15 protein-coding genes and 5 pseudogenes are annotated in these 26,798 nt (G+C 68.9%); 9 read left to right on the top strand and 11 right to left on the bottom strand.

Translation table 11 applies throughout. The annotated features are described in order from the left end of the window. Positions 1-61 precede the first annotated feature (61 nt). Entirely contained in the window at positions 62-1,495 is a 1,434-nt protein-coding gene (locus tag AV521_RS18835; RefSeq protein WP_179023216.1) for an SMI1/KNR4 family protein, read from the bottom strand. Positions 1,496-1,561: 66 nt separating this feature from the next. Here AV521_RS18835 and AV521_RS50920 point away from each other — a divergent pair. Then, positions 1,562-1,755 (top strand): annotated as a pseudogene (locus tag AV521_RS50920) (dienelactone hydrolase family protein); the annotation flags it as partial. A 287-nt stretch (positions 1,756-2,042) separates the two neighbouring features. On the opposite strand, the gene AV521_RS18825 reads toward AV521_RS50920, so the two are convergent. From AV521_RS18825 to AV521_RS18815, 3 genes are all read right to left on the bottom strand, one after another. Next, positions 2,043-3,494: an amidase gene (locus AV521_RS18825; RefSeq protein WP_076089632.1), complete on the bottom strand. Its 1,452-nt coding sequence runs from the start codon at positions 3,492-3,494 to the stop codon at positions 2,043-2,045. 223 nt (positions 3,495-3,717) lie between these two features. Continuing rightward, positions 3,718-3,978 (bottom strand): hypothetical protein, encoded by a 261-nt coding sequence (locus tag AV521_RS18820; RefSeq protein ID WP_076089631.1) that lies wholly within the window; start codon positions 3,976-3,978, stop codon positions 3,718-3,720. A 697-nt stretch (positions 3,979-4,675) separates the two neighbouring features. After that, positions 4,676-4,975 (bottom strand): hypothetical protein, encoded by a 300-nt coding sequence (locus AV521_RS18815; RefSeq protein WP_076089630.1) that lies wholly within the window; start codon positions 4,973-4,975, stop codon positions 4,676-4,678. A 197-nt stretch (positions 4,976-5,172) separates the two neighbouring features. Between AV521_RS18815 and AV521_RS50915 the strand changes: the two are divergent. Continuing rightward, positions 5,173-5,890 (top strand): annotated as a pseudogene (locus AV521_RS50915) (hypothetical protein); the annotation flags it as partial. Between the two features lie 35 nt (positions 5,891-5,925). On the opposite strand, the gene AV521_RS18800 reads toward AV521_RS50915, so the two are convergent. Both AV521_RS18800 and AV521_RS18795 read right to left on the bottom strand, forming a co-directional pair. Beyond that, entirely contained in the window at positions 5,926-8,412 is a 2,487-nt protein-coding gene (locus AV521_RS18800; protein WP_076089628.1) for a phosphocholine-specific phospholipase C, read from the bottom strand. A 1,050-nt stretch (positions 8,413-9,462) separates the two neighbouring features. After that, positions 9,463-10,191, bottom strand: a complete 729-nt coding sequence (locus AV521_RS18795; RefSeq protein ID WP_256725603.1) for a hypothetical protein — start codon at positions 10,189-10,191, stop codon at positions 9,463-9,465. 214 nt (positions 10,192-10,405) lie between these two features. Between AV521_RS18795 and AV521_RS18790 the strand changes: the two genes are divergently transcribed. Then, positions 10,406-11,137 (top strand): rhomboid-like protein, encoded by a 732-nt coding sequence (locus tag AV521_RS18790; protein WP_179023214.1) that lies wholly within the window; start codon positions 10,406-10,408, stop codon positions 11,135-11,137. A 799-nt stretch (positions 11,138-11,936) separates the two neighbouring features. On the opposite strand, the gene AV521_RS18785 is transcribed toward AV521_RS18790, so the two are convergent. Together AV521_RS18785 and AV521_RS18780 are read right to left on the bottom strand one after the other, a co-directional pair. Next, positions 11,937-13,607 (bottom strand): CocE/NonD family hydrolase, encoded by a 1,671-nt coding sequence (locus tag AV521_RS18785; RefSeq protein WP_256725602.1) that lies wholly within the window; start codon positions 13,605-13,607, stop codon positions 11,937-11,939. Between the two features lie 431 nt (positions 13,608-14,038). Continuing rightward, positions 14,039-14,584 carry a MepB family protein gene (locus AV521_RS18780; protein ID WP_076089626.1) on the bottom strand — a complete coding sequence of 182 codons (546 nt, stop codon included), beginning with the start codon at positions 14,582-14,584 and terminating at the stop codon, positions 14,039-14,041. Between the two features lie 1,139 nt (positions 14,585-15,723). Here AV521_RS18780 and AV521_RS18775 point away from each other — a divergent pair. Then, the gene (locus AV521_RS18775) at positions 15,724-16,485 is read left to right on the top strand and encodes a carbonic anhydrase (RefSeq protein WP_179023212.1); all 762 of its coding nucleotides are present in this window, start codon (positions 15,724-15,726) and stop codon (positions 16,483-16,485) included. Positions 16,486-16,620: 135 nt separating this feature from the next. Here the strand turns inward: AV521_RS18775 and AV521_RS18770 are convergent. Further along, positions 16,621-17,020, bottom strand: a pseudogene (locus AV521_RS18770) (VOC family protein). Positions 17,021-17,564: 544 nt separating this feature from the next. Between AV521_RS18770 and AV521_RS18765 the strand changes: the two are divergent. Both AV521_RS18765 and AV521_RS50910 read left to right on the top strand, forming a co-directional pair. Continuing rightward, entirely contained in the window at positions 17,565-19,019 is a 1,455-nt protein-coding gene (locus AV521_RS18765; RefSeq protein WP_076089625.1) for a benzaldehyde dehydrogenase, read from the top strand. A 272-nt stretch (positions 19,020-19,291) separates the two neighbouring features. Further along, entirely contained in the window at positions 19,292-19,537 is a 246-nt protein-coding gene (locus AV521_RS50910) for a phospholipase domain-containing protein (protein WP_256725601.1), read from the top strand. A 75-nt stretch (positions 19,538-19,612) separates the two neighbouring features. On the opposite strand, the gene AV521_RS18755 is transcribed toward AV521_RS50910, so the two are convergent. Then, positions 19,613-19,951: a GNAT family N-acetyltransferase gene (locus AV521_RS18755; RefSeq protein ID WP_076089624.1), complete on the bottom strand. Its 339-nt coding sequence runs from the start codon at positions 19,949-19,951 to the stop codon at positions 19,613-19,615. 155 nt (positions 19,952-20,106) lie between these two features. Between AV521_RS18755 and AV521_RS50905 the strand changes: the two are divergent. Continuing rightward, positions 20,107-20,235 (top strand): annotated as a pseudogene (locus AV521_RS50905) (hypothetical protein); the annotation flags it as partial. A 344-nt stretch (positions 20,236-20,579) separates the two neighbouring features. Here AV521_RS50905 and AV521_RS18750 read toward each other — a convergent pair. Then, positions 20,580-22,647 (bottom strand): annotated as a pseudogene (locus tag AV521_RS18750) (SpoIIE family protein phosphatase). Positions 22,648-22,821: 174 nt separating this feature from the next. Here AV521_RS18750 and AV521_RS18745 point away from each other — a divergent pair. Together AV521_RS18745 and AV521_RS18740 are read left to right on the top strand one after the other, a co-directional pair. Continuing rightward, positions 22,822-23,790, top strand: coding sequence for a cyclase family protein (locus AV521_RS18745; protein WP_076089623.1), 969 nt, complete (start codon positions 22,822-22,824; stop codon positions 23,788-23,790). A gap of 154 nt (positions 23,791-23,944) precedes the next feature. Next, positions 23,945-26,737, top strand: coding sequence for a SpoIIE family protein phosphatase (locus tag AV521_RS18740; protein WP_076089622.1), 2,793 nt, complete (start codon positions 23,945-23,947; stop codon positions 26,735-26,737). Positions 26,738-26,798 lie beyond the last annotated feature (61 nt).

The following is a 26,798-nucleotide window of genomic DNA, read 5'->3' as shown; positions in this document are numbered from 1 at the left end:
AGCCGCCCCGCGCCGGTTCGGCCAACGCTTCAGGGATGCCGCGCAGGCGACACGACTGGCATCACTCTCCAGTCCGGCACATCGAAAGGACTTCCCGCCCCCGCTCCTCGGTGATCATCTCGGCGAGTACGGGGTCGGCGAACAGCACCACGGGGGCTATGTGGTCCTCATGCAGTGGGCGCCACAGCCGTATCGCCTCCTTCAGTTCGGGCCAGGCCGCGTCAACGAGCTGCCGTTGCCGCTCGCGTGCCCGCTCGTAATCGCCGAACGGGTCGGGCACTTCTGAGTCGGCGGCCACGGCGTCTTCCGATTCCTCGCTGATGAGGACGGCGGAGGTGGTCAGGGTTGGCATTTCCATGCGGATGGTGAGCTGGCCGTCCACCCACATCTGTTCGTAGGTCGCGTTCCGTCGCTGCTCCTCATACAGGTCCCGGACCTGGAAGGCCGGGTCGGCGGTCAGCCGGTCCACGATGCGGTGGACGGCGGCGTTGAATTCTGCGTTCCCGTAGGAGATTTGGAATTCTGGGGTGGCGCGGCGTGCCTCATGGTCGGCGATGAGCGACTGCAGCCAATCCGTGCCATTCTCCTTGCAGGATTGCAGCGTTGACCAGCCGTGTGGCAGATATCGAGTGCGATCTTCCGCAAAGACGAGGGGAAGCAACTCTGCTACGAAAATGGGGTGTTGCAGAATACTTGGGTGGTGTGCACAGTCCACGACATGACTGATCTTTGCCTCGTGTTCACCACCGCCGAGCATGACCAGCATCTGGAATCGCAGAAGCAGAGCGCGCTCGTTGCCGAATTCTTCCGCCTCGGCCAACACCTCCAACGGCCCCTCGATTTCACCTCTGAGGGTGGCGAGCCGAGCCTCTTCCACCTTGGCGTCCCAACTGTCCTTGGTCTCCCCTTCCGGTTTCCGCAAGGCATGGAACGACTTGTACTGGTCGTACATCAACTCGTAGAAGGAGTCGAACGGCTCCAGCCCGTTCCCCGACCATGAAGCGAGCCAGTAAGCGGTCCATTCCCCGCGCTCATTCACCTCCCCGGGGTCAAGGAAGACATCCGCCGCGTCACCGTCGAGCGAGACAAGCAGAGAACGCCTCAGCACCTCAGCCTCGTTGATCACATCAGCGCCCTCTTCATCATCCTCGCTCTCCGCATCGCCCTCCGTGAGTTCGTCGTAGATCTCGATCAGGTACGACCGATCGGAATCGGCCAGCCACTCCAGCTCGGCCGTGCCGGCCAGCCGGTAGATGAAACAGCCCGCGTCCCGCCACCCGTTGGTGACTGCCAGGAATTCACGCAGCGACGGCGGCAGGGTACGGCCCAGTCGGGCCTCGGCCGCCGCGATCTCCTCCTCGTTCGCCGGGGCGAAGCCGAGCCAGCGGTCACGCACCACCGCCCCGTCCAACTCACCGTCTCTCTCCGGGGCATGGCTGTTGATCCACTCCTCGCTCCACCGCTGAAGGAAAGGACTCCACTGCTCACGGTTCACCGGCGTACTCCCTCGCCTCGAAGCCACTGCCACAAGACAAGGACAGCACAGGGGTACGACAACGCAGTCGACCGGCGCCTCGTGGTCTACGGCGGAGCCCCGCACGCCTTCCATCACCCGCCGGTACCAGACCGTACTCCCCGTGCTGCGGCTACCACCCGCAGCGCGCTCGGCGAACCTGGCGCTACATCGTCGACCTGCTCGCCGAATGCCTGCCCGTAACAGGGAGTCTCACAGCGGCAGCACAAGCGCGGCCGTGATGCCGTCGCGGCCGAGACTGTGCACGAAACCTGAGGTTCTGCACTGGCGTTACAGAGTCTTGTGCTCGGCTCCATATGGCTTTGCGACCTGCACCTTCCACGCTGTCTCAGGTTGCTTCATCGGTGGGCCGTCTCAACTCCGCTGCATTACCCTGTGGTTCGCCAGACCACCGATGAAAATGCACGCCGCTGGCCTGCGCGATCCGGGCAGTGACTGCGCGCATGCGGATCACCTCGTCGTGATGCTCACCTCACCTCACCTTCGACGAACACCCAGGTAATACGCCCTACTTCGCTGCCTGGAAGCCGCCGATCTTCTGCTCCAGCAGTTCGGCCAGCCGCAGCGGGGTGCGGTCCTCGAACATCGGACCGATGAGCTGCACTCCCACCGGCAGACCCTCGGGGGACCGGCCCGCTGGTACGGCGGTGGCGGGCAGGCCGGGCATCGTGGCCAGGCCGGCCCAGACGAGCTGGTCGAAGTACGGGTATTCGACGCCGTCGATGGCGATCCGGCGTTCTCTCGGATCGGGGTTGTGGTCGTGCGGGAACGCGGGAGTGGGCGTGATGGGACACACCACGGCGTCGAACTCGGCGAAGAGCTGCCGCCAGCCGTGGCGATGGAGCTCGCGACGGCTGTTCGCCTCGATCCAGTCGCGGTGGCTGAACACCATGGCCCGCAGCAGCGTCGCATCGAGACTCTGGTCGTCTGGGCTCAGTTGGGCGGCGCGGGTCCGCAGCTGCTCGTACGCTTCGACGGGAAAACGCGCAACGGAGCCCGAAAACAGCAACTGCCTGTAGAGCATCGCGGCTTCGGCCAGATCGGGCAGCAGCGGGCTGTACCGTTCGACGCGGGCGCCGTCGTCGACAAGCGCGTCGGCCACCCGGTTCACGCCCGCCCGCACAGCGGACCCGGTCGGAATGAACGGATGCTCGTCGAGTACCAGGACCCGGAAGTCGCTGAGCCGCTCGTGGCGCGCGGGCGGCAACTTCAAGTCGTACGCCACACCGAGCGTCACCGGGTCCGGTCCGGCCATGACGTCGAGCAGGAGCGTGAGGTCGCGGGCAGTGCGCGCCATCGGACCGACGACGGCGAGGTCGGATTCGGTCGGCAAGGCCGGCGCGGGCGGCGGGACCATACCCCGGATCGCCGCCAGCCCGAGTGTCGGCTTGTGCGCGTAGATACCACAGAAATGCGCGGGGGTGCGCAACGAACCGGCGAGGTCGGAGCCGATGGACAGCGCGCCGAATCCCGACGCCAGGGCCGCCGCTGATCCGCCGGAGGATCCACCTGACGTACGACCGTGATCCCACGGGTTATTGGTAGTGCCGTAGATCTCGTTGAAGCTCTGTATGTCTTGCAGCCCCAAGGGCACATTGGTCTTACCGAGCACCACCGCGCCTGCGGCCTTGAGCCGCGACACCTGCACCGCGTCTTCGGCGGGCCTGTAGTTCCGATGCGCCGGTATACCCCAGGTCGTGGGCAGCCCGGCGATGTTGTAGGACTCCTTGACCGTCACCGGAATGCCGAGCAGCGGCCGGTCCTCACCGCGGGCGCGTGCCTGGTCGGCACCGCGCGCGGCGGCCCGCGCACGGTCGAAGTCCGGCACACAGATCGCGTTGATCGCCTTGTCATCCCGCTCGATACGGGCGATCGCCCCGTCGGTCAGTTCCACCGAGGTCACTTCACCGGCACGCAAGGCAGCCGCGAGTTGTTCGGCCGTCTGAAAATTCCAGTCCATGAATCCGACCGTACCGGGCTCTGGAAGGGGCCATGAAATTCCGTATCGCGCAACGGGGTTGATGCCTCAATACTCATCATGTTCCTGGCATTGACCACGCGACCTGGTGTTGAGACCCCGCAGCTGGTGCTGCTCGGGGGCTACCGCGGAGGTCTGCCAATGCCCCGAAGCGTGTGGACCGGCGCCATCAGCTACTGCTGGAGTGGTCGAGGGACGAAGGCCGTCATGCGGCGACACCCCACCACACCGCCCACGGTACGAACCCGACCGCGGCCAGCCCGACCGGGGCCAGACGCAGCCATACCGCCCAGCTCGGCGTCAGCCGTCGGCGCCAGAGCGCGGCTGCCGAGACACAGGCGGACACCACCACGGCGACGGCGAGCCCCTGCACCACCAGCCACATGGCCGGACGGCCCCACACAACGGGCGCCGCCGCACCGATGCCCGCCACGAAGACGGCGAGCGGGCAGGCCATCGTCGCCACGACCGCCAGCGGGCCGATTGATCACGACGTGATACGCGCCCTAGTGGCCCTGAACCAGCCGTTCAGGGGATGTCGACCGGTGACCCTTGGATGTCGCCGTACCAGCTGCTGGGTGATGACGGTGTCGTGGTTGTGCCGGTGGAGTCGTTCTTCGCGGAGCTGCGGGCGCAGGCGAAGCCGGCACCGACGATTCGGTCCTACGGCTCAGTGCAGGCGATCGCGGGGGTATGTCATCTGGATGGCGGTTGGGACTCGACGGCTGGGAGGGCAATGTGCTGTCAGCGTGATCCATCGGTGCTGGAGGACCATCCCATCCGGGCTTCACGACGGACCCCGACGGTGGCAGACCGTATGCCTGCTGCTGACCATTGGGCAGGCGGGTAGCCGCGCCCTTGCACCGCTGAGCCCCGTGCCGGAGTGGCCGCTGTGCAGTGGAACAGGGCCATTTGCGCGGCAGGCCGGGCAGATCAACCGGGCGTTCTGCCGTACCGAACGCTTCGAGCGCCCCGATCCCGCGCTCCAGCCATCGCTCCAGTTTCATGCACCTCCCCCGGCGCCACGGCCCACCCGACTGGGCAGCCGTAGCCGGGGCTTCCCCCAGGCACAGGCGCCGGCTGCCGCGTCGCCCGAACCGAGGACGCTCCGGACGGAAGGGCCGGGGAGGAGCGTGCGGACCGCCCCTCCCCGGCCGTTCGGCTCAGCGGAGGACGACGTTGTGGGCGGGCGAGACGTCCGGCCGGATGGCCCCGTAGCCCAGGTCGGCCAGGACAGGGCCGAGGATCTTGGCAAAGGCCTCGAACGCCTCGGGAGACTCCCACACGTCGGTGACCCGCCAACAGCCGGCGACGGGCCCCGCGATGTGGGCGAGCAGTCCTGGTACGGGCAGGTCGGTCGGCGAGCTGAAGCCCCGGCCCTCGGTGACGCGGTCAAGGCAGGTGTCGTACAACTCCTGGGCGGCAGTCGTGTTCTCGATGTCGAAGGTGACGATGATGGCCATGGTCGGCGCCCCTGTCCGTTATTCGCTGGATTCGACGGATGCCGCCCCACAGTCTCCCCTCCCCGACGACGGCGGCAACGGCGTACGGGGGCGGCTGGTCGGAGCGCCGGGAGCTGAATCGCGTGCGGGCCTCACCGTGCGCACCCCTGGGGACTGTCCGCGGTTGTGATCAAAGCCGGTTTTGGGTCCCGAACGGTGTGCCGGTCCGGTGGGACGGTGGCGAGACGCGGGTGCAACTTGCGGATGCGGATTGGGAGTTCATCGGACCGTCTCTGCCGGTCGGCAGGTTCGGGCCATACCCGGAGCGGCTGCGTGAGCGGTTCGGAGCCCGGCAGACGGTCTACAACGATTTCATGCAAGGGCGGGACGCGGGCGCCTTCCAAGGCCTGCCGGGCGAGGCGATTACCGAGGCCACTCGTAGGGACGAGATCGACATGTCTCTGGGCAGCGTGGATTCCGCCACTACGCGCGCTCATCACGACGCAACCGGCCTCCGGGCCAGCGAGGAAACCCTGGCCGCACTGGAGTAGGTGGCAGCCTCAAAAAAAGGGGGACCGCCGGAGGAACAGGGCGGGCCGGACGGCGCAAGCGACCCGGCCCCGGCCCAAGCCGAACGGCGGCGCATCCGCCGCAGACGGCGGACCCGCCCGAAGGCCGCCCTGCTCGGCCGGTCCCGTGGCGGGCTCACAAGCAAAATCCACCTGGCCGCCGGCCGGCGCTGCCGACCCACGGCGCCCGTCCTGACCGCCGGGCAGGCCGCTGACACCCCCGAATTCATTCCCGTCCTGGGCAAGGTACGCATCCGCTTGCCCGTCGGCCGTCCTCGCACCCGGCCCCGGCGCGGTAGCTGGCGACAGGGCCCACTCTTCCCGCGCCAACCACGCCTACCTGCGCAAACGCCGCATCAAGGCCGTCGGCGAATCCTTCACCACTGCTGTATCGGAGGGTTTCTATTGACGGGTGAGGACGTTGATTTCAGCGGCTGAGGTCCAGGGGTTGCCGTTGATCTCCGAGAGGGCTCTCAGGCGTAGATAACGGCCGTTGACGGCATCGGCGAAGGCGACCTGCTTGGGGGTGGTGTCGGCAAGCCAGGTGCCGGTCGCGACCGGCGCACCCCAGTTGGTGCCGTCGGGGCTGACGTAGATCTCGTAACTGCCGATGGTCCCGTTCTTGTTGCCGTCCTGACGGGGAACGTATTCGAGCCCGGCGCAGGAGTATGTCTGCTTCATGTCGAGTTGGATCTCGTGCGGGGGTGCGGGGTTGGCGGCGTACCACTGGGTGTGCCAGATGGTGCCGATCACGCCGTCGAGGACGTTGGCGGCGGCCCCGTTCTCGCCGGATGTTTCCTCGCTGTCGGCGTACTTGACGGTCCAGCCGGCGCGGGAAATCGGTGCGAGGATGTTGCGGAGCGGGTCGGTGATGCTCGGCAGGCCGTTTTCGATGTGGCCGGCCAGGCGGCGGGCGAAGGTGGTGTCCGAGCTGGTGACGGTCAGGTCGTACCAGCCGTGGTCGGTGGGGTAGTCGGCCTGGGCGGTGCCCGAGGCGGGGACGTCGACTGTCCAGGGGCCACCGGTGCCGTAAGCCCCGTCGGTGACGGTCACGGTGACGGCGGACGGGCGCAGGTTGGTGAACTTGAGGGTGATCTGTGAGGCGTCCGCGGCGTAGGTGGAGGCGACCTCGACCGACGGGGCTGAGATCTTGCCCGCGAACCGGCGGTGGAATCCGTTCGGCCCGTACAGCGAGACGTCGAACTGGTCGTCCTTGCTGAAGTAGTCGAACATCGGCGTGGTGGTGTTGCCGCCCACGGTGTAGTGCCACGGGCCATCGGTCCGGATCGCGTTGGGCAGCACGGTGAAGGTGACGGCGGCGCTTCCGGTGTTGGTCATGTCGAGGTAGAAGCGGCTCTCGGCCCCGCTCGTGCGCCCGACGACGTTGGGCTGCCAGGGAATCGGGCGGGCCGGCTTGGTGCCGGCTTCCTGTGTGGCGGCCACCGGGTTCGACGGGACGGTGACGGTGTAGCAGGACGCGTCGATCGCTCCGCCCAGCGGGCTGGGATCGGGCATCACGGCCGGCCAGTCGCCGGGCACGGAGAAGTTGAACACCGAGGTCAGGTCGCCGCACACGGCACGGCGCCAAGGGCTGATGTTGGTCTCGGTGAAGGGTTTGCCGACGGCCGCCGACCAGGACTCCAGAAACCGAAGCAGCGAGGTGTGGTCAAAGGTCTGGGAGCAGACGAACCCGCCCGTACTCCACGGCGAGACCGCGATCATCGGCACTCGCCAACCGGGGCCGGTCGGCACGTCCTGGTGGATCTCGCCGGTCACCACGCCGTTGGCGTCCACGCCCACATTGCTCTTGCTGCCGCTGCCGCTGGCAGGCGACGGCGGGACCGGCGGCGGCACATGGTCGTAGAAGCCGCCGGCCTCGTCGTAGGTGATGAGGAAGACGGTGTCTTCCCAGACACCGTGCGGGGAGCCGTCGAAGGGCGCGTACAGCGCATCGATGATCTTCGAGGTGAACGCTTCGCCGGCCGGCGGTTTGGCCTCCGGGTGCTCGGACTCGGCGTAGTCGGCCACGATCCACGACACCTGTGGCAAGGTGCCCGCCACCACATCGGCGCGAATCGCCGCCGGGATGTCGGAGACGGTCTGCATCCCCCGCTTGTAGAGGTCGCTGCTGGGGTCCTGGTACTGCTTGAACCAGACCAGTGGGTTGTCATCGAAGTTGCCGCCGTCGCCGCCGAGCGGGCCCTTCTGGTAGAACTTCCAGCTGATGCCTGCGTCGGACAGGCGTTCGGGTGTGGTCGTCCAGGTCAGGGTGCGGTTGCCCGCGTTGTAGGAGTTGTCGATCGCGACCGGCTGGCCAGGCAGGGAGACGCCGTTGGTGCCGGTGAACATGAACAGCCGGTTCGGGTTTGTCTGGGTGAACGACGACTTGTGGTAGTTGTCGCAGATGGTGAAGGCATCGGCGAGCTCCCAGTAGAAGGAGAGCTCATGGCGGCCCACGTAGCCCATCTTGACGCCGCTTTCGGACAGCAACCACTGGTCGCACTTTCCGCCGTGCCACCATATGTGGTCCGAACTCCAGTCCTGGCTGCCCGCGGCGACACAGAACGGGGACGTCGACGTCCAGTTCATCCGGAATGGCCGGGTGTTCGCTGGGCCCTGGGTGAACACGGACTTGCCGTTGACCTTGATGGCATTGCGGTCGTTGAACCCGCGGACGCCGCGGTAGGCACCGAAGTAGTGATCGAACCCCCGGTTCTCCTGGCTGAGGATCACGATGTGCTTGACGTCGCTCAGCGAGGTGCCGGCCGCTGCCACCGCGACGGCCGAGCGCAGCGAGGCGGGCAGGAGCGTCGCGGCCGCAGTGGCACCGGCCGCGGCCCCAAGGAACTTGCGGCGGCTGAAGGGTTTCTTTTCCGGTCTGGCAGACACTGCGGCTCCCTGTGGTCGAGTGAGGCTTGAAAACTCAGTGGTGCGCGGTCGGGAAAGGACAGCCCGTCGCCCGGGCAGGCCGCGCCCTGGCCGTCACACGGGTTCTGAGCAGCGGTTGGCATTCTGGCCCGGAGGCCCGCCGGGCACCCTGTTCCAGAGGAGCCCCGGCCCCTGCTGGTCGTCTGCCGTCCCGCCCGGTATGTCGCCAAAGGCGTCGGCGCAGGTGTGCTCCAACCGGAGAGGGCAGGCTCGCCTTCGGCGTGGTCGTACGGGGCAGGGCGCCGCCCCTGCGTTTGCGCGGGAAAGCGGTGCCGAGGCCTGGGCAGGTCGACAGGGCCTCGCCGTGCCCGGATGATCCGGGCGTGGCGTTCCCGATGTGCCGAAGACCGGCGCGGCGCCATCGGAACCGGAGCACTGGCGGCAGTCCGCTCGCCGAGCCCGCCGAGAGGGACAGACCCGGACAGTACGTGCGACGGCGGATGGCCGCTGATGCGTCTACGCCGGGGCAAGGGACGCATATGAACTCCTTGAGGTGAAGGCGGTCAGCCGGTGCCCGGCGCACGTTCACACGAAGGAAGGCCCAGGCGCGCGCCCTTGTAGGCCAAGACCCTGGCGCTTCCAGATGGCCCTCGGCGGCAGGTTCTCTGAACTGGGCGCGAACGGGTCCCGATGATTGGGCTAGTCCCGTTATGGATTCGTTATGATTGGACGCATGCTGCATGGGTCCAGGTGGAGTTCGGGGTCTGCAGGTCGCACCCCTGTACGAAGCTGTCGGCGTCCACGTTGATGCTGAGGGTGGGCTGGCCACGTGGATGCTCCGGTACGGGGCAGGGAGCCAGGCGCCTGGCGGGGCCCGAAAGTCGGATGCCGGCCGGCAAGCGGCCGCCCCCGGGGCGGTGAGGGCCGCACAAAGAGACGCGCTGCCAGTTCGCGGAACCGCGAATGCGTCCGATTCGGGCGCCGCGCGATCTCCGAGGCCCTGCGCCCTGGCAGCAGGATGGCGCAGCCGAGGCATTCCCGCGCGACGCGGCGAACCCTTGCGCGGCAGCTTCAGGCGTCGCCGGGAAGCAGGTGTTGGCCGACCTGGTGGAAGGCCCAGGAGCCACGGGCGTGGGTGAAGACCCACACCAGGTCGAAGCGGTCGGGCCACGCCGAGGGCGCGCCGCTGTGCGATGCGCCGAGGGCGTCGACGATGGCCGGGATGCGCGAGTGCTCCCAGCAGATCAGGACCGGTTGGGCAGCGGAGAGCGCGGCCTTGGCCAGCGCGGTTTCCTCGGACTCGGCATAGGTGGTGTTCAGTGTGATGCCCATGCGCTGGGAGAGTGGCGTGACGGTCTCCCGCATCCGGTGGGCGCCGGCGAGCGGACCTTGGTCGGCGGCGGCGTAGATGGTCCGCGGGCGCATGATGCCGGGTTTCAGGGCCTGGCCCTTGGGCGGGTCGAACAGCCTCGGCAGCGCCCTGGCTCGTTCCCAGCCGCGCTGGGTGAGGGACTTGGCGTCAGGACGGCCGTTCTGGTCGAGGCCGGATTCGTGTTTGCCGGGCTTCTCCCCGTGCCGGATGATCATGATGACCGTGTTGTCCGCGACCGGGATCCCGGAAGCCGACGCGTCGGAGGGGCCGGATGCGGTTTTGTGCGCGTGCTTGCCGTCGCAACCCGCGAGGATCACGGGCACGGCCAACGCCATCGCGGCCAACGCCCCACGCCGACCGACCGTCGCACGACCGACGCCGATGCCGCCAGGCACCTGCGCATGTCCCGCCGTACAGCGTTCCACCATGCGAACTCCCTCCCCCGTACGTCGAACCACTGATCGCCGCGGAGCAGTACAGCATCCCTTCATGAGAACGCCTCTCATGTTGGTCTTCGCAGGAACCTCACGCGGCGGCCGATGGTCTCTTCCTGAAAAGGCCGGGCACATCGCCCGTGAGCACCCGAGCGTGGGCGACGAGAACAGGACCGAAAAAAGGATGAAACGGACGGCAATGAGGGCTGTGACGACGTTGAGGCGGCGGCTGCCGGGTACCGCCGTGTACGTGGTGGCCCTGCTTTTGACCGCATGGTGGCTGAAGGGACAACCGGCGGCAGAGCGCGCCCGTTTCATGCGCCACAACAGCAGCAACGTCCATCACATGGATGTCGGCAAGTGGTGGACCCTGTTCACCAGCGGTCTGGTGGTCGACGGCGTCCCGGCCCTGGTCGGTATCGCCGCCGTGGCCGGGGTCCTGGGATGCGCCGAATGGCGCTGGGGCACACTGCGCGCCTGCGGGGTGTTCGTCTTCGGTCACCTCACCGCGACCCTGCTCACCGAGGGCACCCTGTGGCTGATGCACGTCGCCCATCTGCCGGGCGTTCCCACCCGAGCCCGTGACGTGGGAATCAGCTACGGCCTGGTGACGACCGGCGCCTGCCTACTCACCCTCGCCGACGGCCGACTACGCCGTTACGGCCTGCCCCTGCTCGCCGCGGCACTGACGGCCGCGTTGCTGTACGACCAGGAACTCGCCGACGCCGGCCACCTCGCCTCCCTCGCGCTCGGCTCCCTCGTCGCCCGCACGGGGTGGCTGCGCACCCCGCCCGGCCCAGCGCACACGAAGCCCGTCGCACCGGACCCAGTCGGCGCCGACGCATCGCCGAGTCGGCATCACCCTGTTCGAGGCGACGCCACCGGCGCCGACCCGCACTCCACCGATCACGAGGGGGTGTCGCCTGCCCCGACCCCTTGAGCGAGAGTTCAGAGTCCCGGGACTTTCGGCAGGTAGCCTCGTCAGGGCCCTGCGGGTGTTGTCAAGTTGCTGTTGTGGCAGGCGAGTTCAGTCGTGTCGGCGTGTGTGAGCGCGGCTGGGACGTTGCTGTTTCAGGCTGCGACTGCCGAGGGGATTGACAGCCTGCGCCTCCCCCATGGTTTCGGACGACTTCCGGTCGGCGTAGCGAGCGCGTCAAGGACACTTCTCTCTCGGGCTGAAGGAAGAGATCGTTCCGGTGGATCGCCGGGCTTCCGGGTCTGGTGCGTACTGGTGCTGCCGCTCACGGCTTTTGGCATGGGAACGCCGGTGCATGTGAACGCGGACGCGCAGAGCCCGCTGACGGCATATCAGCGGGATGTCCGCCGCCGCATCTCAGGCTCCACAATCACCGCGGTTCAACTGCGTCCTCCGAGAACGGCTGCGAGGCGGCGTCGACCACGACACGCTCGCCGAGTACATCGAGACCGCGCTGCACCGCCACGAGACCTTCCGGCTCCTGGCACTGGCCACCACCCGGCCCAGGACCCGGTACTGGTCTCCGACGAGGCGACCGGCCCCCTGCGAGCCAAGGACGTCTGCCAGGCCCTCGGGCCACGGCCTGCTGCCCAAGAACGTCGAACGCACCTGGGTAGAACGAACCCGGGCCCAGGAGCGTGGCAGTGGGATGCTCTGCGGCGATCAGGAAGACTCCTGTCCCCCCGGGGCCTGCCCAGGGGGACGACGGGCTGCCCGCCGGTCTCGTCCCCGTCCTCGCGCAGGACACCCCACCATCGTCCGGTCAACGCAGTGGCAGCACCAGACGGGACGGGTCGGTCTGCGGGGAGCTGAACGAGACGTCGCTGCCGAGCGGGGTGCTGCCGCCGTACGCGGGGTCCTTGGTGTCGAGGACGAGGGCCAGGCGGTGGCCCGCCGGCAGGTCGTAGGCCGTGGTGAAGAGTGCGACGTCGAGCGGGAAGGCCTGCCCCGGAGTGCGGCCGGACCAACTCTGTGGTGCGTGCGAGATGAGTTTGCCCGCGCCGAGGGCGTTCACGTCGTAGACGTAGGCGAAGACGGTCCCCTGCGACGCGGAGGAGGTGACGGTGGTGTGCAGCGTGACCACACCGCGGATGCGCTGGACGGACGGGTAGGGCGCCGACTGCCAGACGGCCGCAGCGAACCGGGGCAGTAGCGGAACCTCGACGCTCGGCGGCAGCTCGGCGATCTGGTCAAGCACCCCGGACAGTTCGGTGACCCCGGCGTCCGCACCGGAATCGATGCCGCCCGTGATCGAGGTGCGCCATCCGGTGTCGGCCGCACCATCCAGCGCACCGGTGCCGAAGGCGTCCGCGCGACCGAGCGGCAGTGACCGGGTCCGCGAGCTCACGGCCTGCCAACTGGGATAATCCTCCTCACCGCCGCCATTCCTGACGTGCAGTTCCACGGACGCGCCATGGTCACCGGAAGTGCCGCCGCTGCCCTTCAGCTGCTGGTCGAACCAGTCATGTGCGTTCGCCCATGTCTCGTTGTCCACCCCCAGGAATCCGGTCAGTTCCTGGGTGGCGTGGTCTCCAGGACGCATGATCAGACGCTTGGGTCCGGTCAGCTTCTGGTAGAAGTCGGTGATCTGGCTGGAGTTGAAGACGCTGTCGCTCCACGCGTTGGCCAACAGGACCGCCGTGCCATGGGAGTTGATGCGATCCAGGTAGGTACCGGGAGACCGCGTTCTTGCCCAGTTGACGACTTCCTGCATGTCGCGATTGGCGTAGAGGTCGGCCACGGCCCGTGCGTACTCCGCGCCCGGACGGCCGGTTGGCAACTGCACGGCGTTGAGCAGCGCCGCCGCCTGCAGATGCCGGGTCTGACCGCTGTAGAGGGAGTTGACCAGGTCGCCCCAAGCACTCATCGCGGCCACCGCCTTGATCCGCGGATCGAAGGCGGCACCCAGCAGGGACATGCCCGCGCCCAGTGACAGGCCGAGCATGCCGACGCGCCGTGGGTCGGCCTCGGTGTGAGCGAGGGTCCAGTCGATGACGGAGGAGATGTCGGCGACGTCTGCGGGCCCGCCGACGTCGATCCGTCCGCCGGAGAGCCAGAATCCACGCACCGTGTATGTGACCACCACATAGCCGTCGGCAGCCAGCTTCCTGCCCTGAGCGACGTACTCCAGGTCGTTCTGCCCCCAGGAGGCGGGCTGCACGATCACGGGATAGCGTCCCCGCGAGTCGGCGCCGGGTGTTCCGGCGGCGGGTGTCAGGACGTCGGCCTTGAGGACAACGCCGTCCTTCATGGGAATGTCGACCAGGCGGAAGGACGGCCCGGCGGTAACGGCGGCCGCCGACCGCGCCGGAGGCGTGGCGGCCGAGGCGGGGGCCGCGCCGATGCTCGCGCACAGGGCGAGTGAGGTCATCGCCGCCGCACCCGCCAGCCGGCCCCGGACCATGTGCGCACGGATACGGCCGGATCGCGTCATCGGTGTCCCCCATCAGGCTCGGACCGGATCGCGATACCCCGACGGCATCCATCCGGTGTGGTGATCGGAGCCTAAAGAGACTCAGATGGTCGCAGCGAGTGCACGATCAGCCAAATCTACCGGCCGGTAACCGCCCCCGCCGAGGTACGGGTTCGAAGGGCCGGCCGGGACGGCCGCCTCACCCCCGACCAGGCCGAGGTGCTCACCCCGCTGGCGCATTCTCCGCCGGGGCGGCGGGGCCGCCGGGCACGGGCACATCCGGCAGCAGCCCCCCGAAGGCCAGGCGCACGCCCACGAGCGGGGCGTGCACGGGGCGCCCAAGGCCGTCGACGACGACATGGCCGCCAACACCGTCAGCCTGGGGCCGATCGCGTCCCGTCCCGTGGCACGGGGAACACCACCAGCAGGACCGCTCCTGAGGCCCGCCCCGGTCAAAGGTCCCGTGGTTGGTGTTCGTGTGGGTGATAGAGGGCCCTGGCGTGCTCCAGGTCCACGGCCCCGGACTCGCTGATGGGCAAGAAGTACTTCACTTGCCATGCTTGGGTGTTGCGGGCCTGGCGGCTCGCGGTGGACACCCATGGCGGGTAGACGCGGAATGCCCGCTTTCCGCCTGAGCAGTTCCTGGAGACGATGTCACGCTCGCAGAGCACGTCCTTGGGGAACACGAAGTGCCCGAACCGGCCGCCGTCACGGCAGCTGATGACGAAAAGATCAACGGAGTCGTCAGCGTCGAAAGGCCGGATCGGCCCCTCCGCGGACCTCTGCCACACGGTGACGAACTGGCCGACCTTCGTCGGGGTCGTCTTGGCCACACGGAACCTGACCGACAGGTCGTCCAGCGTGAACTCATGCGCCGCGTACTCCGCACTCTCCGTCTCCGGTACGGGCGGTGAGCAGGAGAACCCACATGGGTCGTACACCCATTCCTTCGCCGCCAGCACATCGCTGTGCGTCGTCCAGCGCTGGTCTGTTCCCATTCCCTCACCCTGTCATCACGCCGGTCGAACACGTGCGCTGGACAGCCGGAACTCGTCCACTTGTCCGTTCCCGCGTTCTGGTACCGGTTTTGTGGTGCGGGTACGGCGATGCAGCGGGTCGGCTTCCGGCTCCTGAAGTGATGTGAACCGATCCAGCCGGCTGGGACGAGCAATGCGCACTTGCGAAGCAGTTGGGTGACGGCGTCGCGGTCACGTCGATGCCGACGGGGGCTGTGGAAGCGGGGAAGGTCGTCGCGCCCGACAGCGTCGAACCAGGGACCAGAAGCGTGACCCACGTCCCACCCTGGGCGCACTTTGACACAACCGATCCATGGGGCCATGGAGACGGCGCCCGGAACGTCCCGGCTGCGGGCGAGACTGAGGACGCCCGCGCCTTCGCAGACGTCGAGCACATCGGCGTTGACAGGATCGTCTCCGGGACCGCTGTCTCCCCCTGCATCCCGCCACTGCTCGCCGTACCACTCCAGGAGCGCAAGGCGCTCCAGCATCCGCGACGTCGGCATCGGCCGACACCACGGTCAGTACGCGCCGCGGCATCCACCACGGCTGCGGGTCACCTCTCGCCAGCACCCGCCTCACCACACCCTGCAGAAAGGACTCCAACCGGGGTCCCATCCACACAACCTCCCCTCATGCCTGCATGCGCCTTCGACACCCGGTGCATGAACGCATCAGCCCGGCGCTGTTCGGCCAGGCCGGGCACGGTGAACGAGGTCGGTACACAGCGTGAACGTCGTGGGCTCCGCAGACCTCGACGTGCCACGGCCACCCATGCACGAGGTCATCAGAAGCAGGCGGGCGCCCGGCCGAGACGAAGGGCGCGCTCATCCGAATGGCCGAGTGAGACGGGCGGGCGTCCGACCGGACAACCGAGGCGCGGGAAGCCAGCTCTCTGGCGCAATGAACGAGGCGGAGCACTCCTCGCGCACTGCGACGAAAGACGCTGGCACAGCAGCCCCAGACGCATGACCTTTACATATGCAATAGATTCGGCGTCATGCCGTGCGGCGCGCTGCCCGCCCGTTCGGCGTTCCAAGCCTGACCGGCTCCGGCATCCGGAGTCGCAGAAGCCCACTCAGTCGCAGCTTCTGTACGAGGAGCAACGAGGAGAGCACACAATGGTCAGTACTGGGCACCCGCAGCGCAGGTGCATACTCACCGGAGGTCTGCTGACCTCCGCCGCTCTGATCACCGGCTGCTCGTCGAAGTCGACCGAGTCCAGGAACCAGGCCGTCGTGGCGACCCCGTCCGTGTCCGCGAGTCCGACCGCATCGCCGCACTCCCCCTGGCCGGCCTTCGCGCGGCTGATGGAGGGCAACAAGCGCTGGGTGAACGGCACACTGCAGCACCCCGACCGGGACCCGGCTCGCCGCCAGTTCGTCGCCGCGGAGCAGCATCCCTACGGCGTGATCCTCTCCTGCATCGACTCCCGGGTGCCGCCGGAGCTGCTGTTCGACACCGGGCTCGGCGACCTGTACGTGCTGCGCACTGGCGGACAGGTGGTGGGACCTGTCGTCACCGGCTCCGTCGAATACGGGCCGCTGACCTCCGGCACGCCGTTGATCGTGGTCCTCGGGCACCAACGCTGTGGCGCCATCAAGGCCGCATACACGGCACTGAAGGACGGGAAGGAGCTGCCAGGCAATTTGGACGCCATCTCCAGCGCCCTGAAGCCCGCGTACGAGGAGACGGCGAAGGGCAAGCATTCCGACCCGGTCGACGCCATGATCCGTATCCACACCAAGCAGACCTCCGCCGCCCTGCGGTCCAACAACGACCTCGCCCCGATGGTGCGGAAGGGCGATCTGGCCGTGGTCAGCGCCTACTATTCCCTTGACACCGGCCAGGTTGAGGTCCTCACCGGCGCGCCGTCCTCCTGACGCGGATCACCAGGCCGTGAGCAACCGTCTGCGGCCCGGGTGACGGAACCTCCCCTCCTTGCGCGGCAGCAGCGGCTGGCGCCAATCCACCTCATTCTGCGGGGCGTTGTCGGGCCATGGCCTCTTCGGCGACCTTCAGTCGAGCTGCTCGGCGAGCCCGACGATGATGCCCTCGGGGCTGCAGACGTGGCAGAGCCGATAGATGTTCTCGTACTGCTCCAGCTCGCCCACGAGTTCGGCGCCGTGGGTGCGCAGGCGGGCAAGGACGCCTTGATGTCGTCGACTGCGAACATGATGCGACGAATGCCCAGCGTATTCGCCGGTGCGTTGTTCAGCTCGGGCTTGATGGCGCTCGGCCTGTGGAACTTCGCCAGTTCCACTCGTCCGTGGCCGTCCGGGCTCCGCAGCATGGCGATGTCCTGGCGGACGTCATCAAGCCCGATGACACGTTCCGCCCAGCACCCTTCGAGTGGTCCCTTGCCCCCAGCTCCATGCCGAGTTCGGCGAAGAACGCAATAGCAGCCCCGTCGGCCAGCCGATGGCGCGAGGCGGGTCCAGCACCTGGACCTTGTTGACCACCTGGAGGCGTCAGGGCCGCCGGCGCCGCGAACACCCTGGCGACGGGCACGGCGACAGTCAGGGTGGCGCTCACGTTCTCCTGATCCATGGTGTGCACGCTCCTTGTCATCCCGTCTCGGGCCTCCCGCTGCCGACGGGGAACGTTCCCAACATGGAGACGACGCGGCGAGACGGAACTCTGCGTCCTGAAAAAGTGGTGCTGTTGCGCAAGGGGACGTACGTGGCACCGCGCTGGTGCGGCGGCCTCCTCGGTGTGCCGGACGCGACGGGCCTGGGCATCCGGGCCTGGACTTCACCCATATCGCGGACGGCCACGGGGTACCTGCCCGGCACGTCGGCGGTGTGGAGGGGCTGGGGGCCGTACTGTCCGGAGCATCGGACGGCTCCGCCTCGTCCGGTCGACACAGCGCGCGCTCACCACGCCCTCCGGACAACCGCGCGCGACCAAGTCCCGCTCCTCCGCAGAGAGTTCGCCCGGCACGGGTGACGGAAGGAAACCGATGACACTCCTGGACAGCGACATCTGGAACAAGAAGCTCTTCAGCGACGGCTGGAAGGATGCCACCCGCGAGCAGCCGGTGACGGAGCCTGCGACCGGGGCTCGGCTCGGCACCGTGGGCCTGGCCACCGCCGAGGACGTGGGCCGCGCCGCCTCCCGCGCCGCCGAGGCCCAGCAGTCCTGGGCGGCCACCTCTCCGCAACAGCGGGCGGCCGTACTGCGCCGCGCGGGCGCGCTGTTCACCGAGCACGCCGCCGAGATCGAGGACTGGCTGGTGCGGGAGGCGGGGTCCGTACGGGCCAAGGCGGGTTTCGAGGTGCAGCTGGCACTGGGCGAGTGCTTCGAGTGCGCGGGGCTGCCGACCCATCCGCAGGGCGAGGTGCTCACGTCCGAGGACGCCCGCTGGTCGCTCGCCCGGCGGCGCCCGGCCGGCGTGGTGAGCGTGATCGCACCGTTCAACTTCCCGCTGATCCTCGGTCTGCGCTCGGTGGCGCCCGCGCTGGCGCTGGGCAACGCGGTGCTGCTCAAGCCGGATCCGCGCACGGCGGTCAGCGGCGGTGTCGTCATCGCGCGGGTCTTCGAGGAGGCCGGGCTGCCCGCCGGGGTGCTCCATCTGCTCCCGGGCGACGGCTCGATCGGGCAGGCGGTCGTCGAGGCGCCCGAGGTGCGGGTCGTCTCCTTCACCGGATCCACGCCGGTCGGAAGGGCGATCGGCGAGCGGGCCGGCCGGCTGCTCAAGCGGGCCCACCTCGAACTCGGCGGGAACAACGCCCTGGTGGTGCTGCCCGGGACGGACGTGCAGAAGGCGGCTTCGGCCGGTGCGTTCGGCTCGTACCTGCACCAGGGGCAGATCTGTATGACGACTGGCCGGCACATCGTGCACGAGTCGCTCCTCGACGAGTACACCGCCGCGCTCACGGCCAAGGCCGAGGCGCTGCCCGTGGGCGACCCCGCACGGGAGGACGTGGCGCTGGGGCCGCTCATCGACCGGCGGCAGCTGGAGCGGGTGCACGGGATCGTCTCCGACAGCGTCGCGGCGGGCGCGACGCTGGCCGCGGGCGGCGAGATCGTGGGCGCCGGGTACCGGGCCACCGTACTGACCGGGCTCACCACCGACATGCCGGCGTGGCGCGAGGAGATCTTCGGACCCGTCGCACCCGTCATCGGCTTCTCCACGCTGGAGGAGGCCGCGCGGATCGTCAACGACTGCGAGTTCGGGCTGTCCGTCGGCATCCTCGGAGACGTCGGCACGGCGATGAAGCTCGCCGACCGGATCGACTCCGGCAAGATCCACATCAATCAGCAGACGGTCGACGACGAGCCCAACGCCCCCTTCGGCGGAGTCAAGGCGTCCGGCACCGGGTCCCGGTTCGGCGGAGCCGCCGCCAACGTCGAGGCCTTCACCGAGACGCAGTGGGTCACCGTACGCCCGGACATCGCCGACTACCCGTTCTGAACCAACCTCTCCGCGCCCCTCCCCCCTCCGTCCATCTCCCGCAGCGACTCCAGGGGGAATGCCGTCATCCCATCCGTCGACCCATCCCACGCGTCCGGTACCTCCGGGATGGCATCGGGATGTGGGGCCTCGTTCAAGGACCTGCTGTTGGTCAACGCACCCGCACCGGAGGTGACCGTCGAGCCCGCCGTCTGACGTACTGTGCACAGCACGGCTTGAGTCGACGTCAGCGGCGAGGTGCCCCGGCATATCCGGGTGGGCGATACGGAAGCGTGCGGTCCGGGCGGTCCGAGCACGCGTCGATCGAGCTGGAGCTGCGCAACTCCGGTGGCATCGAGGTGGCCTTCACGCTCACGCCGAACGACTTCGCGGGCAAGGAGCACACCGTGTGGGTCGGCGCCGGCGACCGCGCACGGCTGACGTGGCCCACCGGAGAGGGGCGGTACGACGTCACGGTCACCGCGGGTACGGGCACCCGCTTCGCCCAGCGGTACGCGGGCTCCGTGCACGCGGGCTGAGCCGGCGCCGGGTGGGACCGGGCGGCATCTCGCGCGGTCCCCCCGGAGTGCCCGCGCCCGGCGCTGTGCGGACGGTCAGCCCAGTTCGGTGTCCAGCCACTGCAGGACGTCGGGGGTCACTTCGTCGGTGACGTCGGCGAACTCCTCGTGCTTCTTCAGGAACTCGGCCACGTACGGGCAGACGGGCACGATCCGCTTCCCGGACGCCCGTACGTCGGTGAGCGCCTCCTCGACCAGCCGGGAGGCCAGGCCCTGTCCGGCGAAGGCCTCGTCGATCTCGGTGTGGAAGAACACGCGCTGATCGCCGTGGTCGCGGTAGGCGGTCAGCCCGGCGCGCTCGCCGTCGACCAGGATCTCGTACCGGTGCTTGGCGTCGTTGCGCTCGACGGCCGGAACGGCGGGAGGCTGGGTCATCGGATGCCTTTCGGGGCGAGCAGCCGCTTATCGTTACCGCAGGTCAGCGGAGTGCGGCAGGGCTGTCGGTCAGCAAACCGTCAACGTCGGTCGCGGGACTTGGTCGTCGGGGGCCAGGATACGTTGTCTCTTAGCCGGACCAGGTCGAACACGACCGCCTCCGAAGCTTCGCTCTGGCGATCCATGACCCGGTCAGCGGCCGGAGCATCTGGGCAAGCGCGGGCCATCCCCCGCCGATCGTGGCCGATGCGAGCGGGGCGGTGGCCTGCCCTGCGAGAACGTGAGCTGAACTTGTCCAGCGACAGCGTCGTGGCCTTCTTCACCGGCGGCGTCGTGGCGGACCGGCGCACCGACGTCGACAGCGGAATCGATCGCCTTGCTCATGCGCTCACCTGGCACCGACGCCCACTGGAGAACTGTGCGACCGGGCGCTGTAGGCCCCACCGCCCGACCCGTCCATGCTGGCGCAGGTGTCCCAACGCTGGGGCACGCGAGACACCTCGTCAGGGAAGACCGTCTGGGCCGAGGCGGCCATCCCTTGGACGGGTACCAGCGGCCGACGAGGAAACCGCTGGGACGAACGCGTACAGCAGCGCCGAGTCCCCCGGCATTCGCCTGCTGTGACCGGTCAGGGCTGGGATCGGGCGATGAGCAGAGCGACATCGTCCTCGCCACCGGGCGGCCGGAGAATCTCCAGGACGCGGTCGCAGGTCTCTTCCAGATCATGGCCACGTGTCGCCGCGACTGCGTCGAGCAGGGTGTCGAGGCGGGCGTCGATGGGTTCGCTCCGCGTTTCGACCAGGCCATCGGTGTAGAGAACCAGCTCGTCGCCGGGGTGGAAGGCGAAGGTGGCGGCCTCGAAGGGGACCCCGCCGACGCCCAGCGGTGCGCCGGTGGGAAGGTCGAGAAGCTGCGGCGCGTGGCCGACACGCAGCAGGGCAGGGGGCAGGTGGCCGGCGAGGCATATCCGGCACCGGCTCCGGTGAGGGTCGTAGACGCAGTAGATGCAGGTGGTGATGGCCTGCTCGACCCCTTCGGTCAGGTGACCGAGGTGATACAGGGCCTCGGCCGGGGCGAGATCGAGTTCGGCGAAGGCACGGGCAGCGCTGCGGAGTTGACCCATGGTGGCGGCGGCGTTGATGCCGCTGCCCATGACATCCCCGACGACCAGGGCGGTCTTGTCTCCCTGCAGGGGTATGGCGTCGTACCAGTCGCCGCCGATCTCGCTCGCGGCACCGGCGGGCTGGTAGCGGCAGGCAACCTCCAAGCCCGGCAGGTGCGATGGGAGCTTGGGGAGCATGCTGCGCTGGAGGGTGAGTGCCGCATGACGCTGGGCCTGATATCCACGGGCGTTGTCGATGCAGACCGCGGCTCGGGCGGCCAGCTCCAGGGCGAGGAACACGTCGTCGTCGTCGAAAGGAGCGGGGTTCCGGGTGCGTACGAGGTCGAGGGCGCCGAGGACTTCACCCCGGGCCATCAGCGGTACGGCCAGGTAGGAGTGCACGCCGGCCGTCGCCAGGAGGGAGGCGGCCTCACCATGACGGGCGATGCGCTCCAGATCCGCACGGGTGGTGTGGGGCACCAGTACCGGTTGGCGGGTGCGCACGCACCGGGTGATCAGGCAGTCGCTGTCGTAGGAGGCGAGTCCACCTGGCGGGTCGGCCGCGCGGGCTGCCTCGGTGGAGTGGGCCGCTCACGGCAAGGGCACGGAAGAGGGCCGGTCCCTCATCTGGCGCGGTCCGGCCGTCGAGGGCGCTGTCGAGTACGTCCACGGCGGCCACATCGGCCAGGACCGGTACGACGACGTCGGCGAGCTCGCGCGCTGTCGTCTCCAGATCGAGGGTGGAACCCACGCAGGCCGAAGCCATGGCGATCAGTGCCAGCCGTTGCCGGGCCTGTGCCGCCTCGGCAGCGGCTCGATGACGTTCGGTGACGTCGATGACGGAATAGGCCAGGCCCAGCACCCGCCCCCCGGAATCCTCCAGCCGGTAGTACGAGACGGACCAGGCATGCTCGTGGTCCGGGTCGCCGGGGGGACGGCAGACGATGTCCCGGTCCACGACCGACTCGCCCGTCTCCAGGACACGGCGCAGACGCGCCTCGGGGTCCGTGTCCAGGAAGGTCAGGACCTCGCCGACCGGTCGGCCAAGACGCTCGGCGGCGGACTGACCGGTGATGCGTTCGAGAGCAGGATTGACGGCCACGTACCGCAGGTCCGGGTCCAGAATGGCGAGTCCGACCGGGGACTGGGACACCAGACGCACGGCAAGGGCGGCATCTCGCTCGACCCGCTCCACAGCGGCCTGATCCGCGGCCAGCCCCAGGGCGTAGACGTCACCGAGATCGTCCAGCAACCGCATGTTGCGGAACTCCACCAGGCGGGTGCTGCCGTCCTTGTGCCGGATCGGGAACGCCCCGGCCCAATCGGTGCCGGACTCCATGACCTCGGCGAACAGCTTGATCACCGCGTCCTGATGCTCCTCGTGGACCGTCAGCCGAGCCGCGGACCGACCCAGCGCTTCCGCCGCGGTGTAGCCGAACAGCTCCTCGGCCTTCGGACTCCAGAAGACCACCTGGCCGTTCGTATTCAGCACCACGGCCGCGACGCTGAGCCGATCGAGCAGGCCACTGGGCGGCGTGGACGGGCCGGTCAACGGCCGGCCGGCGGCTGCTCGGGAGAAGTCCGTCGTGCCCATGCCTCATTTTGCCTCCGGCTCGGCGCCTTTGGCTCGTGCCGGATCGGGACGCTCGGCGCGCGCACCGCGGCTGGACCCGAGTTCCCGGGCCGAGCGGCGCGGCCACTGTGCCAAGCTGGAGTTGATCACGAGCGCCACGCTCTCTGTGTCACGCCCGGAGAACGGTGAGTACAGATGACTTCGAAGTCCGCCGATGCCCCCGATCCCGGATCAGCCGCTACCGGAAACGGACCCGCCGTCTCGCGTCGGGAATTCGACGCGCTCTTCGAGGCGGTCCGCACATGGGGGCGCTGGGACCCGGCCGACCGGGGTGCCTGGAACCGAGTGACCGCGGACCATGTGCGGCGGGCCACGGCCGGAGTGCGGTCCGGGACGGTCGTCCCGTTGGCGCTGCCCTGGAACACGCGCCCCGGCCCCGACAACCGCAATCCCGCTCTGCACCACATGACGGATCTCGGTGACGTGGAGAGCCCGGAGCCCTCGACCCACAAGGACTTCATCGCCGCCGACTACCACGGCAAGGGCATCACGCATCTCGACGCCCTGTGCCACATCGCCTACCGGGGACAGCTCTACGGAGGCCGGACGGCCGGCGACGCCGTCGGCTCCTCGGGCGCCCGCTTCGGAGCGGTGTCGACGCTCGGGCCCCTCGTCACCCGGGGTGTGTTCCTCGACCTTCCCGCTGTTCTCGGGATCCGCTGGCTGGAACCGGGACAAGCGGTGCACGCACAGGACATCACCGCCGCGGAGAAGGCGCTCGATGTGACGATCGGCGAGGGAGACGCGGTGCTGCTGCGGTCCGGGCACGTCCGCCGCCGCACGGAGCTCGGGGCCTGGGACCCCGACACGGCGAGCGCGGGCTTCCACGTGGACGCCGTACCGCTGCTCGCAGAGCGTGGCATCGCGCTACTGGGCGGTGACGGCGACAGTGATGTACGGCCCTCGCCCGTGGAAGGCGTGCACTCGCCGGTCCATGCCCTGGCCATGGCCGCGATGGGGGTCCCGCTGCTGGACAACCTCGATCTGGAAGCCCTCTCCGCCGCCACCGCAGAGGCCGGGCGATATGAGTTCCTGCTGGTCGTGGCGCCGCTGAATGTCCCCGGCGGGACGGGCTCACCCGTCAATCCGGTGGCGGTCCTGTGACGACCGGCCCGACCGGCCATGCTCATGAAGAATCTTCCATACCGTGACCAAAGCCATCAATGTTCGTATTCTCATATATGCCAGATATTTTCTGAAAAACGGACTATCGCAAGTGAGGCGAAGCGTGGTTCGGTTCGGCGGGACGGCGACGCCGATGGGACGTGCGACAGACGGCACAGGGCCCGTACGTTCGCGTGAGCGATTTCTGGAGGGTGAGCCCGTCGAAGCGGGCGTACGCACGCCCATCTCGAATTCCTGGCAGCGCTGCCGGTCCCTCGGGCTCTCGCCGGACCAGTCCGACCTTCCCTTCCGAGAGGATCTCGATCCGGACGCACGGATCATCCGCGCGGCCGTGCCGGTGCTCGACCGGCTGCAGTCCAGCTTCGCCGGGAGCCAGATGAACATCTGCGTCGCCGACGCGCGTGGAACGGTCCTCCTGCGTCGCTTCGGAGAACCGTCCCTGGCCAGGAGCCTCCCGGCGATCCAGCGCGTGCCGGGGTTCGTATTCGCCGAACACGTCGCAGGCACGAACGGCATCGGTCTCGCGCTGGCGGAGCGGCAGCTCATCCGGGTCTACGGTGCCGAGCACTTCGCCGAGCGCTCCCAGGGAAGCGCCTGCCGCGCACTCCCGGTCCGCGACCCGCTCAGCGGCCGTATCGAGGGCGTCCTGTGCTTCGGCTATCCACGCAGCTTCGACCATCCCGCGCTGGCCACCGTGATACGCAACGCGGCGCGAGCCATCGAACGGCGGCTGCTCAGCCACAGTTCCGCACGCGAGCGCGCTCTGCTGCGGGCCTACCTGGCCACCGAAGCCGAAGCCGCCATCGGCCGTCATCACACCATCGGATTGGACGAGCTGGCCCTCGGACAGCAGCCCCATGACCGTGCGCTCCTCATGGAGAAAGCCACCGAGTTGATCTCCTGCGCGCAGCGGGCCGCCGTTCACGTCCCCCTGTCCGACGGACGGTGGGTCACGCTGCTGAGCCGTCCGATGACGAGCGCCACCGGGGTGCAGGGGCTGGCCATCGAGGCCGTCCTTGCCGGCCCCGCACCACGAGATCCCCTCATCGGTCTGCGGCAGATCGAGGAGGTGCCGTGCTCCCCTGCCGAGCCGGCCGCCTCCCGTGACGTCCTGCCGTCCGGAGCCGCCGCCATCCCCGCACCCGGCCAGGTCGCCGTGGGCGGCACGGGTGTCACCGTCGTCGGAGCGGGACACACTCATCCTGCCTCCGCGCCGCCGTCGAGAGGGCTGCTGCTCGTGGGGGAGCCAGAGGTGGGACGGTACGCCCTCGCCGCACGACGCCGCCTGGAGCTGCTGTCCGAGGCCAGCACGCGGATCGGCACCACCTTGGACGTGCGCCGCACCGCCCAGGAACTGGCCGAGACGGCGGTGCCCCGACTCGCCGACTACGTCACGATCGACCTGCCCGAGGCCGTACTGCGCGGAGAGGAGTCCAGCGACCCGCACGGCGACCTGCGCCGTGCGGTCGTCCACGGCATCCAGGACAACTGCCCCTTCCACCCGGTCGGCAAGCAGGTCGACTACGGCCCGACCACGCCACAGCTGCGCTGTCTGACCAGCGGTGAGGCGGTGCTGGAACCGGACCTGAAGGTCGCCGCGGGCTGGCTCGCCCACGACCCCGAGCACACCGAGGAGCTGCTGACCCACGTTCACTCCCTCATCGCGGTCCCTCTGACGGCCCGCGGTGTCGTCCTAGGGGTCGCCGCCTTCTACCGCGGACAGGGCACCGCCCCCTTCGGCGACGACGACCGTTCGCTGGCCCAGGAACTCGCCACCCGTGCCGCCCTGTCCATCGACAACGCCCGGCGCTACACACGCGAACGCACCATGGTCCTGGCCCTGCAGCGCAGCCTGCTCCCCCAGGGGCTGCCCGACCAGGACGCCGCCGAGGTCGCCCACCGCTACCTGCCCGCCGAATCCGACGTGGGCGGGGACTGGTACGACGTCATCCCCCTCTCCGGCACCCGTGTCGGCCTCATGGTCGGAGACGTCGTCGGCCACGGCATGCTCTCCGCCGCCACCATGGGACGACTGCGCACCGCCGCACGCAGCTTCGCCGAACTCGACTTCCCCCCGGACGAAGTCCTCACCCACCTCGACAATCTGGTGGGACGCCTGGACCGGGAGGACCCAGCCGCCGGCGAAGCGGACATCATCGGCGCGACCTGCCTGTACGCCATCTACGACCCGACCACCCAGCAGTGCGCCATGGCCCGCGCCGGGCACCCTCCCCCCGCGCTGGTCCGCCCCGACGGCACGGTGTCCTTCCCCGAACTGCCCGCCGGGCCTCCTCTCGGCCTAGGGGGCCTGCCCTTCGAAGCCATCGAGCTGGACGTCCCCGAGGGCAGCCAGCTGGTCCTCTACACCGATGGACTCATCGCGGACCGGTACCGCGACGTCGACGGGGTCCTCGACCGGTTGCGCGGGGCCCTGCGCCACCCGGAACGCACGCCCGAGGAGACCTGCCAGGTGGTCCTGAACAGCGTGGCACCCGCCCACCCCGGTGACGACATCGCCCTGCTGGTCGCCCGCACCCATGCCCTGGCCCCCGACCGGATCGCCAGCTGGGACCTGCAGCCCGACCCCGCCCGCGTCGGCGAAGTCCGCGCCCGCGCCCTGCGTCGGCTGGCCGACTGGGGACTCGACGAAGCCGCCTTCGCGGTGGAGCTGATCCTCAGCGAGCTGGTCACCAACGCCATCCGGCACGGTTCCGGACCCGTCCGCGTGCGGTTGCTCCACGGCCGCACCCTGATCTGCGAGGTCTCCGACACCAGCAACACCGCCCCGCACCTGCGCCGGGCGGCCAGCACCGACGAGGGCGGCCGGGGCCTGTTCCTCGTTGCGCAGCTCGCACAGAGCTGGGGTACGCGCTACCTGCCTCGGGGCAAGGTCATCTGGGCCGAATGCGGCCTCGACGGCATCTGAGGCCGGCGGGCGCCACTGACCCGTTGGTGTCATATAAACCAGCAAATATCCAAAATGTCAT

Origin of the sequence: Streptomyces sp. IMTB 2501 (genome assembly GCF_001953885.1) — a bacterium.
Lineage (GTDB): Bacteria > Actinomycetota > Actinomycetes > Streptomycetales > Streptomycetaceae > Streptomyces.
Note: the sequence above shows the minus strand (reverse complement) of the source record. Positions and strands in the feature narration are given on the sequence as shown.

What these genes read in the sequence shown, in the direction of transcription:
- AV521_RS18815 (WP_076089630.1), bottom strand. Translation starts at nt 4,975, where the DNA reads ATGGCCATCATCGTCACCTTCGACATCGAGAACACGACTGCCGCCCAG.
- AV521_RS18825 (WP_076089632.1), bottom strand. Translation starts at nt 3,494, where the DNA reads ATGGACTGGAATTTTCAGACGGCCGAACAACTCGCGGCTGCCTTGCGT.
- AV521_RS18740 (WP_076089622.1), top strand. Translation starts at nt 23,945, where the DNA reads ATGGGACGTGCGACAGACGGCACAGGGCCCGTACGTTCGCGTGAGCGA.
- AV521_RS18745 (WP_076089623.1), top strand. Translation starts at nt 22,822, where the DNA reads ATGACTTCGAAGTCCGCCGATGCCCCCGATCCCGGATCAGCCGCTACC.
- AV521_RS18765 (WP_076089625.1), top strand. Translation starts at nt 17,565, where the DNA reads ATGACACTCCTGGACAGCGACATCTGGAACAAGAAGCTCTTCAGCGAC.
- AV521_RS18775 (WP_179023212.1), top strand. Translation starts at nt 15,724, where the DNA reads ATGGTCAGTACTGGGCACCCGCAGCGCAGGTGCATACTCACCGGAGGT.
- AV521_RS18755 (WP_076089624.1), bottom strand. Translation starts at nt 19,951, where the DNA reads ATGACCCAGCCTCCCGCCGTTCCGGCCGTCGAGCGCAACGACGCCAAG.
- AV521_RS18780 (WP_076089626.1), bottom strand. Translation starts at nt 14,584, where the DNA reads ATGGGAACAGACCAGCGCTGGACGACGCACAGCGATGTGCTGGCGGCG.
- AV521_RS18785 (WP_256725602.1), bottom strand. Translation starts at nt 13,607, where the DNA reads ATGACGCGATCCGGCCGTATCCGTGCGCACATGGTCCGGGGCCGGCTG.
- AV521_RS18795 (WP_256725603.1), bottom strand. Translation starts at nt 10,191, where the DNA reads ATGGTGGAACGCTGTACGGCGGGACATGCGCAGGTGCCTGGCGGCATC.